The sequence below is a fragment of the Pseudomonas sp. Lb2C2 genome, from assembly GCF_052112205.1.
Classification (GTDB): Bacteria; Pseudomonadota; Gammaproteobacteria; order Pseudomonadales; family Pseudomonadaceae; genus Aquipseudomonas; species Aquipseudomonas kilonensis.
Genome location: NZ_JAUTYW010000008.1, coordinates 199228 through 215058, shown reverse-complemented (window position 1 = coordinate 215058; position 15831 = coordinate 199228). Strand labels below are relative to the sequence as shown.

The following is a 15831-nucleotide window of genomic DNA, read 5'->3' as shown; positions in this document are numbered from 1 at the left end:
CTTAGAGCTTGTGGCTTCCCAGCGCCATGAATCGCTCGGGCGATGCCTTGCGCAATCGAGCGGCGAGGAATACACCGACGATCAGCGCGGCGGGAATCACCGCGCATAGGCCATAGGACAGGAGCTGGCTGGCGCCGGTCAGCACGTCGAAATGAATCACCGCAAGGGCCAGGACCACCAGCAATGCCAGGCACGAAAAGACCGGCAGAATCCGACCGCGCCAGAGCCCCAGCTTCAGCTCCGGGTGAGCGCGGAAATAGACAAACACCGCCGCGGAGGTCAGCGCCATGAGCAGGATCACGCACAGCGTGGCCAGGTTGGAAAACCAGGCGAACAGCTGAAGGATCGGATCGGCGTCCAGCGCGGCGAAGATCAGCACCACCACCGCCGCGATCAGGCTTTGCAGGACCGAGCCCATGTGCGGACTCTGGTGCACGCGATGGGTGGTGCCCAGCCGGCTGTGCAGCAAACCGTCACGGCCGATGGCATAGAAATAACGCGCCGCGGCATTGTGGAACGCCAGCAGCCCGGCGTAGATGCTGACCATGAACAGCACGCGGATGATCTGGGTCAGGTGCGGGCCGACAAAGTGATCGGACATGCCGTAGATGAACGTGGTCGGATCCTGGAGCGCCTGCAGGGTCGGCACGATCTTGTCGGCCCCGACGCCGATCACCATCGCCCAGACCGACAGGGCATAGAAACCACCGATCAACAGCACCGAGCTGTAGGTGGCGATGGGAATCGTGCGATGCGGATTCCTCGCCTCCTCGCCGTAGATGGTGGTGGCCTCAAATCCGATGAACGCCGCGAAGCAGAACAGCAAGCCGATGGACGGCGTGCCGCTGAACACATGGCTGCGATCGAACGAATCGAGATTGATGCCACTGTCGCCACCGGTTTTGAGAATGGCGAAATCCAGCGTCAGGATCGCCAGGTACTCGGCAATGACCACCACCGACAGCACCCGGGCCGACAGGTCAATCTTGCGATAACCAAGAATCGCGATGCTCGCCATTGCCAGGAGCGAATAGGTCCACCAAGGCAAGTCCAGGCCAAAGACGCTGGCCATCGTGCCGCTGACCACGCCGCCGAACATGCCATACAGGCCGACCTGGAGAATGTTGTAGGCAAACATCGCCAGCACCCCCGCCGCCCCGCCGGCCAGGCCACCCAGGCCGCGGGAGGTGAAGGCATAGAACCCACCGGCGTTGGTCATGTGGCGGGACATGGCGGTGTAGCCCGCCGAGAACGCCAGTAACACCAGCAAGGCCAGGAGCAGCAATGCCGGTGTGCCAGCGCCGTTGCCCAGCATGATGCCAATGGGGAAACCGCCGGCGATGACGCTCAAGGGGCTCGCCGCTGAAATCACAAAGAAGATGATGAAACCGACACCCAAGGCGCCGCGCTTCAACTCCGTCGAACTGCTGATCGGGAAAGATACACTCATTGTTCTTGACCTTATTGTATGAGGCAGTTGTTGCTGGATCGCAGACGCCAGCTTCGCCGACATCCAAAAGCTTATTGTTCTGCTTGCACGCTGGATTCGATCCTAGGCCCTTGCCAAAACCCTTCGCTATCCCAAAACGGCAGCATCCAAAGCGGCGCCCCAAAACAGGTCAGCCCAATGCAGAAGTGCTATTCATTTAAGACCGACGACATCCTGTGGCGAGGGAGCTTGCTCCCGCTGGACTGCGCAGCAGGCCCAGAGAAGAGGGGCCGCTTCGCGGCCCAGCGGGAGCAAGCTCCCTCGCCACAGGTTTTGTGTTTTCTTGGCGGAGCCGCATTGCCCAATGCCGGGGCACAACGGCTGCCGATTCGGGATAACCGGCAGGCGCTTCCTGCCGCAAGATAGCCTCGCCCGTTCTTCAAACAGTGCTGGGCCCAAAACAATAAAAACCCCTAAGCGCAGGAAACTTCAGCATGTTCTTCGCTCGTCTCTCTATCCAATGGCGGATCACGCTCTTGAGTGGCCTGTGCTTGCTCGCCGTCGTCGGGGCATTGACCAGCGCTTCCCTGTATCAGAACCAGCAAGGCGCAACACTGCTCAAGCAGCAAAGCAGTCAACTGCTGGGGCGCTCGGCCCTGGAAGGCCTGCAGGCGCAGGCCATGGCCCATGGTCAACGGGTAGAACGCTTTTTCAGCGAAACGGCGATCTATGGGGAAGGTTTTGCCCAGCAGGTCTTGCAACTGCGCGCCCAAGCGTGGAGCGGGCGACTGACGCCTGGGCAACTACGCCGGGACCTGATCGCCGCGACCCGCCAAACCCTTCAGAACCGCGAAAAAGTCCTCGGCTTCTACGTGGTACTGCTTCCCGACGCGCTGGTCGGTGAAGACGTCGGTTTCACTGGCCAACGCGATCTGGCCGGCAATGAAAAAGGTCGCTTTGCCCTGTATTGGTCGCAAAGCGAACCCGGACAACTGGTTCAGGAGGTGCTCAGCGAAGCGCAGATCAGCGCCAACACCGCACCACCGGGCAGCGAGCCGGCCAACGCCTGGTACGTCTGCCCGCAGACCCTGGGGCGCACCTGCGTGACAGAGCCCTACGCGATCGAGGTCGAAGGCCAGAAGACGTTGATGAGCAGCATCTCCATACCGTTGCTGGACCAGGGCAAAGTCATCGGCGTGGTGGGCATGGACATCAGCCTCGATACCCTCCAGCAACTCGCCGCCAGCCTTGCCAACGACCTGTATCCTGGCCACAGCGAGATCAACATTCTTTCCCCGTCAGGGCAAGTTGCCGGCCATAGCGGCGCGGTTGACGGCACCTCCGTCGACGCTCGACAAGCCGTGCAAACCGTCCCCGACAATCCCCCCTGGCAATTGCAGATACGCGTGCCCGAAGCACTTGTGCAAGCACCGGCCCTGCACATGCAGGCACAGTTGGACGACAAGCATCGCCAGGCCAACTGGTTCAACCTCAGCCTCGGCTTGCTGGCTGCCGGCTTGGGCCTGTTGCTCATCTGGCTCACCGCTTACGGCGTGACCCGGCCGCTGCTGCGGGTGGCGCATATGCTCGATGCGATTGTCGACGGCGACGGCGATCTCACCCAGCGCCTGCCCAACGACCGCCACGATGAATTGGGCCTACTGGCGAAGGGCTTCAATCGCTTTCTCGACAAATTGCAGCCCATCATCCGCGATATCCAGCAAGCCTCCCTGGACACCCGCAACACCGCCGACACGTCGGCTCAGGTGGCCCGGGAAGTCAGCGCGGGCATGCACACGCAGTACCGGGAAGTCGAACTGGCGGCAACGGCCTTGCATGAAATGAGCACCAGTGCCCAGGAAGTGGCCCGCCATTCCCACCAGGCGGCCGATGCCGCCACCGTCGCCGAAAGCGCCAGCCGATCGGGGCGTGAACTGTTCGCCAACGCGGTCACCAGCATCGACAGCCTGGACCGGCGCCTGGAGACCACGCTTGAGCAAGTGCAGGCGCTGGCCGGCAACAGTCAACACATCGGCCAGGTGCTGGACGTGATCTGCGCCATTGCCCAGCAGACCAACCTGCTGGCCTTGAATGCCGCCATCGAAGCCGCCAGGGCGGGTGAACAGGGGCGCGGCTTCGCGGTGGTGGCTGACGAAGTTCGCCATTTGGCCAGCAACACCCAGAACTCGGTCGAGCAGATACGCACGGTGATCGAAGCGTTACAACAGTTGAGCCAGGAGGTCGTGCACAGCACCCAATTGAGCCGCGAGCTGGCCAGGGACAGCGTCGCGCACGTCGACAAGACCCAGGCGGCACTGCAGCGCATCACCGACGCAGTGGAGGTGATCGAACACATGAACCAGCAGATTGCCAGTGCCGCCCTGGAGCAAAGCGCTGTCGTAGAAGACATCAGCCACCGCGTCAGCGACATTCGCGGGATCAGTGAAACCTTGACCAGCCGCATGGAAGAAGCCTCGCAGGCGAGCCACTCGTTGCGTGCAATGGCCAATCATCAACAGCAACTGGTAGGTCACTTTCGGATTTAGGGGCCATTACACAATTTCACATCCCCCCTACAAAGCTTCACCCCTGTCGTTGGCCTCGCCCCCTACCATGGGCGGCTCAATATTGGGGAAGCACCATGTCCAAGATTCCTTTCGTCACACTGGGCCTGTTGGTCGGGGCACTGCTGCTCAGTGGCTGTGATAGCGCCTCGACCCCAGAGGCATCCGCTCCGCCGGCAAGCGTGCGCGTCGAAACCGTCCAGGCCCGGCCACTGTCGATCAGCAACGAGCTGAGTGGTCGGATCGCCGCGCCGCGGGTGGCCGAAGTTCGGGCGCGGGTGGCCGGCGTGGTCTTGCAGCAAGTGTTTCGTGAAGGCCGCGACGTCAAACAGGGCGAGGTGCTGTTTCGCATCGATCCGGCACCATTCAAGGCCGACCTGGACAGTGCCGAGGCGGCGTTGCGCAAGGCCGAGGCCAATGCGTTCCAGGCCCGCTTGCAGGCACAACGTTACGCCCAGTTGATCGATGACAAGGCGATCAGTGGCCAGGATTACGACAACGCCCGGGCCAGCGTGCGCCAGACCGCCGCTGACGTCGCTGCCAGCAAGGCCGCGGTGGAACGAGCGAAACTGAACCTGGGGTACGCCACGGTGACCGCGCCGATTTCCGGACGGATCGGTCGCGCCCTGGTGACGGAAGGCGCCCTGGTCGGGCAGAACGAAAGCACGCCGTTGGCGTTGATCCAGCAACTGGACCCGATCCACGCCGACCTCACGCAGTCGACCCGCGAACTCAACGACCTGCGCCGCGCCTTTCGCGCAGGGCTTTTGCAAGCGGTCGGCCAGGACCAGGCCAAGGCCACGTTGATTCAGGACGAGGGCAGCCCCTATCCACTGCCCGGCAAATTGCTGTTCACCGACCTCAGCGTCGACCCGAGCACCGGCCAGATCACCCTGCGCAGCGAATTCCCCAACCCCGACCTGGACCTGCTGCCGGGCAGTTTCATCCGCGTGCGCCTCGAACAAGCGGTCAACAGCCAAGGCATCACCGTGCCACAGCGGGCGATCCTGCGCGACAGCGCCGGGGTCGCCCAGGTGCTGCTGCTGGACGCCGAGCAGAAGGTCAGCCAGCAACCGGTGCAACTGGGCGTCGCGCAAAACGATCGCTGGGTCGTCACGCAAGGTTTGAAACCCGGCGACCGCATCGTCATCGAAGGCCTGCAACACGCCCGTCCCGGTGAGCAGGTCCAGGTCGATGACACCCCACTTCCCCTCGCCCAGGTTCCCGGGCCACAGGCAGGACACTAAGCCATGCCGCAGTTCTTCATCGACCGTCCAGTGTTCGCCTGGGTCGTCGCGCTGTTCATCCTGTTGGCCGGTATCCTGGCCATCCCGCAACTGCCGGTGGCGCAATACCCGGTCGTGGCCCCGCCACAAATCGAGATCTACACCGTCTACCCGGGTGCTTCGGCGCAAACCGTCGACGAAAGCGTGGTCAGCCTGATCGAGGAAGAGCTGAACGGCACCGACAACCTGCTGTATTTCGAATCCCAAAGCAGCCTGGGCAGCGCCACCATCACCGCGACCTTCCAACCCGGCACCAACCCGGAACTGGCCCAAGTCGACGTGCAGAACCGCCTCAAGGCCGTCGAGTCGCGCCTGCCGCAAGCGGTGACCCAGCAAGGCTTGCAAGTGGACAAAGTCTCCGCCGGCTTCCTGCTGCTGATCACCCTCACCTCCAGCGACGGCAAGCTCGACGACGTGGCCCTCAGCGACTACCTGGCGCGCAACGTAATGAACGAGATCAAGCGCCTGGACGGTGTCGGCAAGGCCCAGTTGTACGGGGCCGAACGGGCCATGCGGATCTGGATCGACCCGCAGAAACTCGTCGGCTTCAACCTGACCCCGGCCGACGTCAATGCCGCCATCGTGGCGCAGAACGCCCAGGTGTCGGCCGGCAGCCTGGGCGATTTGCCGAGCCGCAGCACCCAGGAAATCACCGCGACCATCGTCGTCAAAGGCCAGCTCAACACGCCGCAGGAGTTCGCCGACATTGTGCTCAAGGCCAACCCCGATGGCTCGACGGTGCGCATCGCCGACGTGGCACGGGTGGAAATCGGCAGCCAGGAATACCAGTTTTCCACGCGCCTGAACGGCAAGCCGTCCACTGCCGTGGCGGTGCAACTGTCGCCGGGCGCCAACGCCTTGAACACCGCGACCCTGGTGCGCAACAAGATGGACGAGCTGTCGCGCTACTTCCCGGCCGGCGTGGAGTACAAGATTCCCTATGACACGTCGCCGTTCGTCAAGGTCTCGATCACCAAGGTGATCTACACCCTCGGCGAGGCGATGTTGCTGGTGTTCGCGGTGATGTTCCTGTTCCTGCAGAACATTCGCTACACCCTGATCCCGACGTTGGTGGTGCCGGTGGCGCTGATGGGCACCTTCGCGACGATGCTCGCGCTGGGGTTTTCGATCAACGTGCTGACGATGTTCGGCATGGTGCTGGCCATCGGCATTCTGGTGGACGATGCCATCGTGGTGGTGGAGAACGTCGAGCGGATCATGGCCCAGGAAGGCTTGTCGCCCAAGGAGGCCACGCGCAAGGCCATGGGGCAGATCACCGGAGCGATCATCGGCATCACCCTGGTGCTGGTGGCGGTGTTCATTCCGATGGCCTTCATGCAGGGCTCGGTGGGGGTGATCTACCAGCAGTTCTCGCTGTCGATGGCGACCTCGATCCTGTTCTCGGCTTTTCTGGCACTGACCTTGACCCCGGCACTTTGTGCGACCTTGCTCAAACCGGTCGCCAAAGGTGATCACCACGCCAAGACCGGTTTCTTCGGCCTGTTCAACCGTGGTTTCGACCGATTCGGCGAGCGCTATCAAGGTTGGGTGGCCTATGCGGTAAAACGCAGCGGCCGTTATCTGCTGATCTACGGCGTGTTGCTGGTGGGCATGGGCCTGCTGTTCAGTCGCCTGCCCTCCTCGTTCCTGCCGGTGGAGGACCAGGGCTATACCATCACCGACATCCAGCTGCCACCGGGTGCCAGCAAAAACCGGACGGTGCAGGTGGTGGAGCAGATCGAAGCCCACAACGCCGGTGAACCGGGAGTCGGTGACAGCACGATCATTCTCGGTTTCAGCTTTTCCGGCAGCGGGCAGAATGCGGCCCTGGCCTTCACCACCCTCAAGGACTGGTCGCAACGCGGCGCCGATGATTCGGCGGCGTCCATCGCCGACCGTGCCAACCTGGCGCTGAGCCAGATCAAGGACGCCATGGCGTTCTCGGTGCTACCGCCGCCGGTGGACGGCCTGGGCACTTCCAGCGGTTTCGAGTTCCGTTTGCAGGACCGTGGCGGCCTCGGCCATGCCACCTTGATGCAGGCCCGCAGCGAATTGCTCGCCGCCGCCGACAAAAGCCCGATGCTGATGAATGTGCGCGAAAGCGCCTTGGCGGAGGCACCGCAGGTGCAATTGGAGGTCGACCGCAAGCAGGCCAATGCCCTGGGCATTTCCTTTGCCGACGTCGGCAGCGTGTTGTCCACGGCGGTGGGTTCGACCTACATCAACGACTTCCCCAACCAGGGACGTATGCAACGGGTGGTGGTCCAGGCCGAGGGCGACCAGCGCAGCCAGGTCGAAGACTTGCTGAAGATCCATGTGCGCAACAACAGCGGAAAAATGGTCCCGTTGTCAGCCTTCGTCCAGGCCCGCTGGACCCAGGGGCCGGCGCAATTGACCCGCTATAACGGCTATCCGGCGGTGAGCATTTCCGGTGAACCGGCACCGGGCTACAGCACCGGGCAAGCCATGGCCGAAATCGAACGGCTGGTGGCCCTGGGGCCGACGGGCCTGGGCCAGGAATGGACGGGGTTGTCGTTGCAGGAACGCTTGTCCGGCAGCCAGGCGCCCATCCTGTTGGGCCTGTCGCTGCTGGTGGTGTTCCTGTGCCTGGCGGCGCAGTACGAGAGTTGGTCGATCCCGACCTCGGTGTTGCTGGTGGTGCCGCTGGGTGTGCTCGGCGCGGTATTGGCTGTGTCGTTGCGCGGCATGCCTAACGATGTGTTCTTCAAGATCGGGCTGATCACCATCATCGGCCTGTCGGCTAAGAATGCGATCCTGATCATCGAGTTCGCCAAGAGCCTGTACGATGAAGGCCACGACCTGATCGACGCCACGCTCCAGGCGGCACGCCTGCGCCTGCGGCCGATCATCATGACCTCGCTGGCCTTCATCCTTGGGGTGGTACCGCTGGCGATTGCCACGGGCGCCAGTTCGGCAAGCCAGCAGGCCATCGGCACCGGGGTGATCGGCGGGATGATCAGCGCCACGCTGGCGGTGGTGTTTGTGCCGGTGTTTTTTGTGGTGGTGATGAAGCGTGTCAGGCGTGTTGATCCCAAGGGATGATGCAAACTGACCCACCGCTATCGCGAGCAAGCTCGCTCCCACAGGGGCCTATGGGGCACATGAATTTTGTGCCTGTCGAAGTTCAACTGTGGGAGCGAGCTTGCTCGCGATAGCGGCAGCGAGCCCTGCCCTCAGTCCGCCTGCACCGTGACCTGGCGCTGTTCGCCCAAGCCCTCGATTCCCAGGCGCATGGTTTGGCCCGGCCGCAGGAACACCGGGTTGGGCTGGATGCCCAAGCCGACGCCAGGCGGCGTGCCGGTGGAGATCACATCCCCCGGTTGCAGGCTCATGCAGCGGCTCAGATAGGCAATCAGTTGCGGCACACTGAAGATCAGCGTTCGGGTATTGCCGTTCTGATAGCGGTGTCCGTCGACCTCCAGCCACAGGTCCAACGTATGCGGGTCGGCGATTTCGTCCCGGGTCACCAGCCACGGCCCGAGGGGGCCGAAGGTGTCGAAGCCCTTGCCCTTGTCCCAGGTGCCGCCGCGCTCCAGCTGCCACTCGCGCTCGGACACATCGTTGATGACGCAGTAGCCGGCGACATGCTCCATGGCATTGGCTTCGTCGATGTAGCGCCCGCCTTTGCCGATGACTACGCCCAGCTCGACTTCCCAGTCGGTCTTGAGCGAACCGCGCGGGATCTGGATGTCGTCGTTCGGCCCGCAGATGGCACTGGTCCACTTGTTGAAGATGATCGGCTCTTTGGGCACCTCCATGTTCGACTCGGCCGCATGGTCGGCGTAGTTCAAGCCAATGCAGATGAATTTACCGACCTGTCCGACACAGGCACCGATCCGTGGCTGGCCGGCCACGATCGGCAGGCTGCGCGGGTCGAGGGCGGCGAGCGCTGCCAGGCTGTCCGGGCCGAGGACCTGCCCGGCGATGTCCGGCACATGGCCCGAGAGGTCGCGGATCTGATTGTCGGCATCCAACAGCCCGGGTTTTTCCGAGCCTTTTTCGCCGTAGCGCAATAGTTTCATGTCGTGCTCCTGCTCAAGTGAAGACCGGGGTTCAGATGCTCATGCCACCGTCGATGATGTGGATGGCACCCGTGGTGTAGGCGGACGCATCACTGCCCAGGTACAACGCCAACTGCGCGATCTCCTCAGTGTGGCCGATGCGGCCCATGGGCTGGCGGTCGAGAAATTGCCGGTAGACCTGCGCCTCATCGACGCCCTGCTGCGCGGCCTGGTCAGCGATGCGCTGGCGCAACGAGGGTGAATCCACGGTGCCCGGACAGATCGCGTTGCAGCGGATGCCCTGGCTGACGAAGTCGATGGCGACAGCCTTGGTCAGGCCCACCACCGCGGCCTTGCTGGTGGCATAGGCGAAGCGATTGGGCACGCCCTTGACGCTGGAGGCCACCGACGACATGTTGATGATCGAACCGCCGCCACGGGCCAGCATGCCCGGCAGGAACGCATGGATCATCCGGTACATGGCCGTGACATTGAGGTCCATCGAGCGTGTCCAGGCGGCTTCGTCGCAGTCGAGAATGTTGCCGCTGTGCACAAAGCCTGCGCAGTTGAACAGCACATCAAGCCCACCGATGCGGTCGCAGGCGGCGCTGATGGCAGCGGGCGACGTGACGTCCAGGGTCATGGCGGTGATCCCTTCGATCCCCGCCAGTGCCTGGATATCGATGTCAGTGGCGAACACCTCGGCACCGGCCCGGGCGAAGGCTATGGCGCTGGCCAAGCCAATGCCCTGCCCCGCTGCCGTCACCAGTACGCGCTTGTTTTGTAGGTTCATGCGGTCTCCAGTTGCGCTGCCGTAGTGGCGTGCTTGGCTGTCCTGCCGAGCATCGAGGCGGGAATGGCCAGGATCAGTCCACCGCTGACCAAAAGACACAAAGCCAGTACGTAGGTGCCGTTATTGATGTTGCCCGTAAGCGTTTCCGCCACGGCGGTGATCATCGAACCGGTGAAGCCCGACAGGTTGCCGATGGCGTTGATCATGCCAATGCCAGCTGCGGCGGCGACGCCCGACAGCACGGTGCCCGGCAAGGTCCAAAAGATCGGCATCAGGCTGAGGATCCCCGAGGCGGAGACACTGAGGAACAAGACCGACAGCACCAGGTTATCCGCAAAGAACGCACTGAGGATCAGGCCGACGCCGCCAATGAAGGCTGGGATCGCCGCATGCAGGCGCCGCTCGCCGGTGCGGTTGGAGTGTCGGGCGTTGAGCAGCATCGCCACCACTGCCACCGAATATGGAATGGCGGTCAGCAAACCGATGTGCAAGCTGTTGGTGATGCCGGTGCTCTTGATGATCGACGGCATCCAGAACGCCAGGCCATAGAAGCCGGTGTTGAAGGTCAGCAGGATCAACACCAGCAACCACACCCGAGGGTTGAAGAACACTTCACTCAAGCGCGTGGCCTTGCCCTGGTTGTCGGTTTGCAGATTGGCCTTGAGCAGGGCTTTTTCCGCGACAGACAGCCATTTGGCTTTGTCGATGTTGTCGGCCAGGCAGACGATCACCACGAACGCCATGATGATCGAAGGAATGCCTTCGATGAGCAACATCCATTGCCAGCCAGACAGGCCATGCACCCCTTGCATGCTGTTCATCAGCCAACCAGAGAGTATCCCGCCCAAGGTCAGGCTGACCGGCAACGCCAGCAGGAACCCGGACATCACCCGGCTCTGCCGGTGGGTCGGGAACCAGTAGTTGAGGTAGAGGATCACGCCAGGGAAGAAGCCGGCTTCGCAAATGCCCAACAGGAAACGCAGCACATAGAACATCGTGCTCGATTCGATGTGGAAGAAAGCCGCCAGCGGCACGGTGTAGGCCACGGCCATGGAAATCACCGCCCAACTGAGCATGATCCGGGCGATCCAGAACCGTGCGCCAAAGCGATGCAGCAACAGGTTGCTGGGGACTTCGAAGAGGAAATAGCCCCAGAAAAACATACTGGCGCCCAAGGCATATACGGTGTTGCTGAATTGCAGCTCGTTGAGCATGTCGAGCTTGGCGAACCCGATGTTCACTCGATCGAGGTACGCCGCCATGTAGCACAGCAGCAGGACCGGAAGGATGCGCCAGATGACCTTGCGGTAGGTCCGGTCTTCAAAATCGAGCTCGCAGGCGGGAGCCTGGGCGGGCAACTGCTCGGAGATGGTTTGCATGAGGTAACCCCTGATTGTTTTTATTGGGTCACGTCGAATGAGCGAATCATCCGGCGATTGAACGAGGACTCTACTGTCGGGGAGCGATTCTTTCCCAATGGCATTTTTGGATTAGTTGATAACGGGCAGTTATCAACTAATCCTCAAGTCCATGGAACCTGTAGCGAGTCATCTGTGGGAGCAAGGCTTGCCCGCGATGAAGACGACGCGGTCTGAGGGGAAACGAGGCGCCTGCATCGCGGGCAAGCCTTGCTCCCACAGATTCATGCTGCCCTTAAGCAGGCTGCATGGCGGACAGGCGGGCGTTGTCCTTGAGGATCTCGGCAAACTCCAGCGCCGCGCCCACCAACGGCTCATCCTTGCGCGTGAGGATGCCGTAGTCCTGCGGCACCAGGTGCAACGGGGTATCGAGGGTCTTGAGCTGGCCGCTTTCGAGCAGCGGATCGACCATCGCATTGGGCAGCATGCCGATCATGGGCCCGCGTTGCAGCACCTGGAGGAAGGTCTGCATGGAAATGGTGTCGATGGTGTTGCGCGGCATTCCCACCCCGGCCTCGGCGAAGGCCAGCTCCATGCGTGCGCGAATCGGCGTGCCGACCGGATAGAGAATCCACGGCAAGTCCACCAACTGCTGCAAGGAGACCGGACCCGCGCCAGCCAATGGATGGCGATAGTTGACCACGATGCAGAACGGTTCCGGGGCCAACGGCTGGAAGTCATAGCGCTGCTGCTGGCTTTGATCGGTAAAACGGGCCACCGCCAGGTCAAGCGTCTTCTCTTCAAGCATCTCCATCAGGTGGTTACTGGTCTGCTCCACCACTTCAATCGACAGCAACGGCCAGCGCTGCTTGATCTGCAGGATCGCCTCGGGCAAAGCCACCGCAGTGGCGGCAAAGATCCCGCCGACCTTGAGAAAACCGTGGCCTCCCTCGCGCAAGCTGCTGATTTGCTCGACGAACGAGCGCGCATCATTCAAGGCAATCTGCGCATACCGCAGTACGTGTTCGCCCAAGGCCGTAGGCGGCATGCTCCGTGGCAACCGCTCGAACAAGGCAAAGCCGAGCAGGCTTTCGATTTCCTTGAGCATCTTGCTGATGGCCGGCTGGCTGAGGTTCATCTGCTGCGCCGCCAGATGCATGTTGCGGGTGCGCCCCAACGTGTCGATCAGCAGCAAGTGGCGGAATTTGAGCCAGCCACAGAAGCTGGAAAAGGACAGATCTGACATGGCTATTCCTCAGGCCGGCGATAACCCGACGTTATCAAATACTGAATATATCTCATTGGAGTTTATCGAGCGGCCACCCTAGCGTGAAGGCTTTACGAACAGGAAGACTTGCCATGTCGCTACTGCTTACTCCCGAGAACACCCTGCCCGTCGATGGCGTGACCGGAACCCTGATTGGTCGTGCCTGGGTGCCAGGCCGAATCGCCGGGCCTTCGCCCATTGCGTTGCGCAGCGACGGTGTGTTCGATCTCTCGGATCGTTTTGCGACATTGAGCGATCTGCTGGAAACCGAATCGCCGCTGGCCGCCGTGCGACAGACGCCCGGCACCTTCATTGCCAGTGTCGAAGCCCTGCTAGCCAACACCGGCCCTGATGCCGACCCGAACAAACCGTCGCTGTTGCCGCCACTGGACTTGCAAGTGATCAAGGCCGCCGGCGTGACCTTCGCTGCCAGCATGATCGAGCGTGTGATCGAGGAACAGGCCGGCGGCGACGCGGCGAAGGCCGAAGCCGTACGCGCCACGGTGCACAGCGTGATCGGCGACAACTTGCGCACGATCGTGCCGGGCTCCGAGCAAGCCATGCGCCTGAAGGACTTGCTCATCGAGCAGGGCATGTGGTCGCAGTACCTGGAGGTCGGCATCGGCCCGGATGCGGAAATCTTCACCAAGGCTCCGGTCCTGGCTGCCGTGGGCAGCGGCAGCCGCATCGGCATTCATCCGATATCGCAATGGAACAACCCGGAACCGGAAGTGGTGCTGGCGGTGAACAGCCGGGGCCAGATCCACGGCGCCACTCTGGGCAACGACGTCAACCTGCGGGACATCGAAGGCCGCAGTGCGCTGTTGCTGAGCAAGGCCAAGGACAACAACGCCTCCTGCGCCATCGGGCCGTTCATTCGCCTGTTTGACGAACACTTCAGCCTGGATGATGTACGGGAATGCGTGGTCGATCTCCAGATACACGGCGAGGATGGCTACCGCCTGCACGGCTCCAGCTCCATGAACCAGATCAGCCGCGACCCGCAGGACCTGGCGGGCCAGACGCTCAACGCCAACCACCAATATCCGGACGGGTTTGTGCTGTTTCTCGGTACCCTGTTCGCCCCCACCGAAGACCGTGACCATGCCGGCAGCGGTTTCACCCACAAACGCGGTGACGTGGTCAGCATCAGCAGCCCGTTGCTCGGCAGCCTGCATAACCAGGTGACGCACAGCTGCGATGCCACCCCCTGGACCTTTGGTGTCAGCGCCTTGCTGCGTAACCTCGCCGCCCGAGGACTGCTGGAGCGCTAAAACGCCACGACCGTGACCGATTCATCCAATTACAAGAGAGAAATGAATCATGAGTGACACGCCAAAACGCCGCCTGCGCAGCGAGCAGTGGTTCAATGACCCGGCCCACGCGGACATGACCGCCCTGTATGTCGAACGCTACATGAACTACGGCATGACCCGCGAAGAGCTGCAGTCGGGACGCCCGATCATCGGCATCGCCCAGACCGGCAGCGACCTGACGCCCTGCAACCGTCATCACCTGGAACTGGCCCAACGGGTCAAGGCCGGTATTCGTGATGCCGGTGGCATTCCCATGGAATTCCCGGTGCACCCGATCGCCGAACAATCACGGCGCCCCACCGCAGCACTGGACCGCAACCTGGCCTACCTGGGGCTGGTGGAGATTCTTCACGGTTACCCATTGGACGGCGTGGTGCTCACCACCGGCTGCGACAAGACCACCCCGGCCTGCCTGATGGCGGCGGCGACCACCGACCTGCCGGCCATTGTCCTGTCCGGCGGGCCGATGCTCGACGGCCACCACAAGGGCGAACTGATCGGTTCCGGCACCGTGCTCTGGCATGCGCGCAACCTGATGGCCGCCGGCGAGATCGACTACGAAGGCTTCATGGAAATGACCACTGCGGCATCGCCGTCGGTGGGACACTGCAACACCATGGGCACCGCCTTGTCGATGAACGCCCTGGCCGAAGCCCTGGGTATGTCACTGCCCGGATGCGCGAGTATCCCGGCGCCCTATCGCGAGCGCGGGCAAATGGCTTATGCCACCGGCAAGCGCATCTGCGACCTGGTGCTGCAAGACATACGCCCGTCACAGATCATGACCCGCCAGGCCTTCGAGAACGCCATCGCCGTCGCCTCGGCCCTGGGTGCTTCGAGCAATTGCCCACCGCACCTGATCGCCATCGCCCGACACATGGGCGTCGAGCTGAGCCTGGATGACTGGCAACGGATTGGCGAGGACGTGCCGCTGCTGGTCAATTGCATGCCGGCGGGCAAGTACCTGGGCGAAGGGTTCCATCGGGCCGGCGGCGTGCCATCGGTCATGCATGAACTGCAAAAAGCCGGGCGCCTGCACGAAGACTGCGCCACGGTCAGCGGCAAGACCATCGGCGAAATCGTCAGCAACAGCCTGACCAGCAACACCGACGTGATCCACCCCTTCGACACCCCGCTCAAGCACCGCGCCGGTTTCATCGTGCTCAGCGGCAACTTCTTCGACAGCGCGATCATGAAGATGTCGGTGGTGGGCGAAGCGTTTCGCAAGACCTACCTGTCCGAGCCCGGCGCCGAGAATAGCTTTGAAGCCCGGGCCATCGTGTTCGAAGGACCCGAGGATTACCACGCGCGGATCGACGACCCGGCGCTGGACATCGACGAGCGCTGCATCCTGGTGATCCGTGGCGTTGGCACCGTGGGCTACCCCGGCAGCGCCGAAGTGGTGAACATGGCCCCTCCAGCTGCGCTGATCAAACAAGGCATCGACTCCCTGCCCTGCCTCGGCGACGGCCGCCAGAGCGGCACATCGGCGAGCCCGTCGATCCTCAACATGTCCCCGGAAGCGGCCGTGGGCGGCGGCCTGGCGTTGCTGAAAACCAACGACCGGCTGAAAGTGGACCTCAATACCCGCACCGTGAACCTGCTGATCGACGACGCCGAGATGGCCCAGCGCCGGCTTGAGTGGACGCCGAACATTCCGCCGTCACAAACGCCTTGGCAGGAGCTGTATCGGCAACTGGTGGGACAGCTGTCCACGGGGGGCTGCCTGGAGCCGGCGACGTTGCATCTGCGCGTGATTGCACGTAGCGGTGAGCCGCGTCATTCGCACTGAGTCC

10 protein-coding genes and 1 pseudogene are annotated in these 15831 nt (G+C 62.6%); 6 read left to right on the top strand and 5 right to left on the bottom strand.

The window, feature by feature from the left end; genetic code table 11:
- Position 1: 1 nt before the first annotated feature.
- Positions 2-1450: an APC family permease gene (locus Q7F16_RS24110; RefSeq protein ID WP_046063953.1), complete on the bottom strand. Its 1449-nt coding sequence runs from the start codon at positions 1448-1450 to the stop codon at positions 2-4.
- Between the two features lie 473 nt (positions 1451-1923).
- Between Q7F16_RS24110 and Q7F16_RS24105 the strand changes: the two are divergent.
- The 4 genes and pseudogenes from Q7F16_RS24105 to Q7F16_RS24090 all read left to right on the top strand — a co-directional run.
- A pseudogene (locus tag Q7F16_RS24105) lies at positions 1924-3117 on the top strand (PDC sensor domain-containing protein); the annotation flags it as partial.
- 102 nt (positions 3118-3219) lie between these two features.
- The gene (locus tag Q7F16_RS24100; protein ID WP_409556657.1) at positions 3220-3975 is read left to right on the top strand and encodes a methyl-accepting chemotaxis protein; all 756 of its coding nucleotides are present in this window, start codon (positions 3220-3222) and stop codon (positions 3973-3975) included.
- Between the two features lie 95 nt (positions 3976-4070).
- Positions 4071-5240, top strand: a complete 1170-nt coding sequence (locus tag Q7F16_RS24095; RefSeq protein ID WP_409556610.1) for an efflux RND transporter periplasmic adaptor subunit — start codon at positions 4071-4073, stop codon at positions 5238-5240.
- A gap of 3 nt (positions 5241-5243) precedes the next feature.
- Entirely contained in the window at positions 5244-8342 is a 3099-nt protein-coding gene (locus Q7F16_RS24090; RefSeq protein ID WP_409556609.1) for a multidrug efflux RND transporter permease subunit, read from the top strand.
- 131 nt (positions 8343-8473) lie between these two features.
- Here Q7F16_RS24090 and Q7F16_RS24085 read toward each other — a convergent pair whose 3' ends face one another.
- The 4 genes from Q7F16_RS24085 to Q7F16_RS24070 all read right to left on the bottom strand — a co-directional run bounded on the left by Q7F16_RS24085 (position 8474) and on the right by Q7F16_RS24070 (position 12698).
- Positions 8474-9322, bottom strand: coding sequence for an ureidoglycolate lyase (locus Q7F16_RS24085; protein WP_409556608.1), 849 nt, complete (start codon positions 9320-9322; stop codon positions 8474-8476).
- Positions 9323-9353: 31 nt separating this feature from the next.
- Positions 9354-10094: an SDR family oxidoreductase gene (locus Q7F16_RS24080; RefSeq protein WP_057447996.1), complete on the bottom strand. Its 741-nt coding sequence runs from the start codon at positions 10092-10094 to the stop codon at positions 9354-9356.
- On the bottom strand, positions 10091-11473 hold the full coding sequence (locus Q7F16_RS24075; protein WP_409556607.1) for an MFS transporter: 1383 nt from the start codon (positions 11471-11473) through the stop codon (positions 10091-10093). Before Q7F16_RS24075 ends, Q7F16_RS24080 begins: the two co-directional genes overlap by 4 nt.
- 274 nt (positions 11474-11747) lie before the next feature.
- Positions 11748-12698 carry a LysR family transcriptional regulator gene (locus tag Q7F16_RS24070; RefSeq protein WP_409556606.1) on the bottom strand — a complete coding sequence of 317 codons (951 nt, stop codon included), beginning with the start codon at positions 12696-12698 and terminating at the stop codon, positions 11748-11750.
- A gap of 113 nt (positions 12699-12811) precedes the next feature.
- Between Q7F16_RS24070 and Q7F16_RS24065 the strand changes: the two genes are divergently transcribed.
- Together Q7F16_RS24065 and Q7F16_RS24060 are read left to right on the top strand one after the other, a co-directional pair.
- Positions 12812-13993 (top strand): fumarylacetoacetate hydrolase family protein, encoded by a 1182-nt coding sequence (locus tag Q7F16_RS24065; RefSeq protein ID WP_409556605.1) that lies wholly within the window; start codon positions 12812-12814, stop codon positions 13991-13993.
- A 49-nt stretch (positions 13994-14042) separates the two neighbouring features.
- Entirely contained in the window at positions 14043-15827 is a 1785-nt protein-coding gene (locus tag Q7F16_RS24060) for an IlvD/Edd family dehydratase (RefSeq protein ID WP_409556604.1), read from the top strand.
- Positions 15828-15831 lie beyond the last annotated feature (4 nt).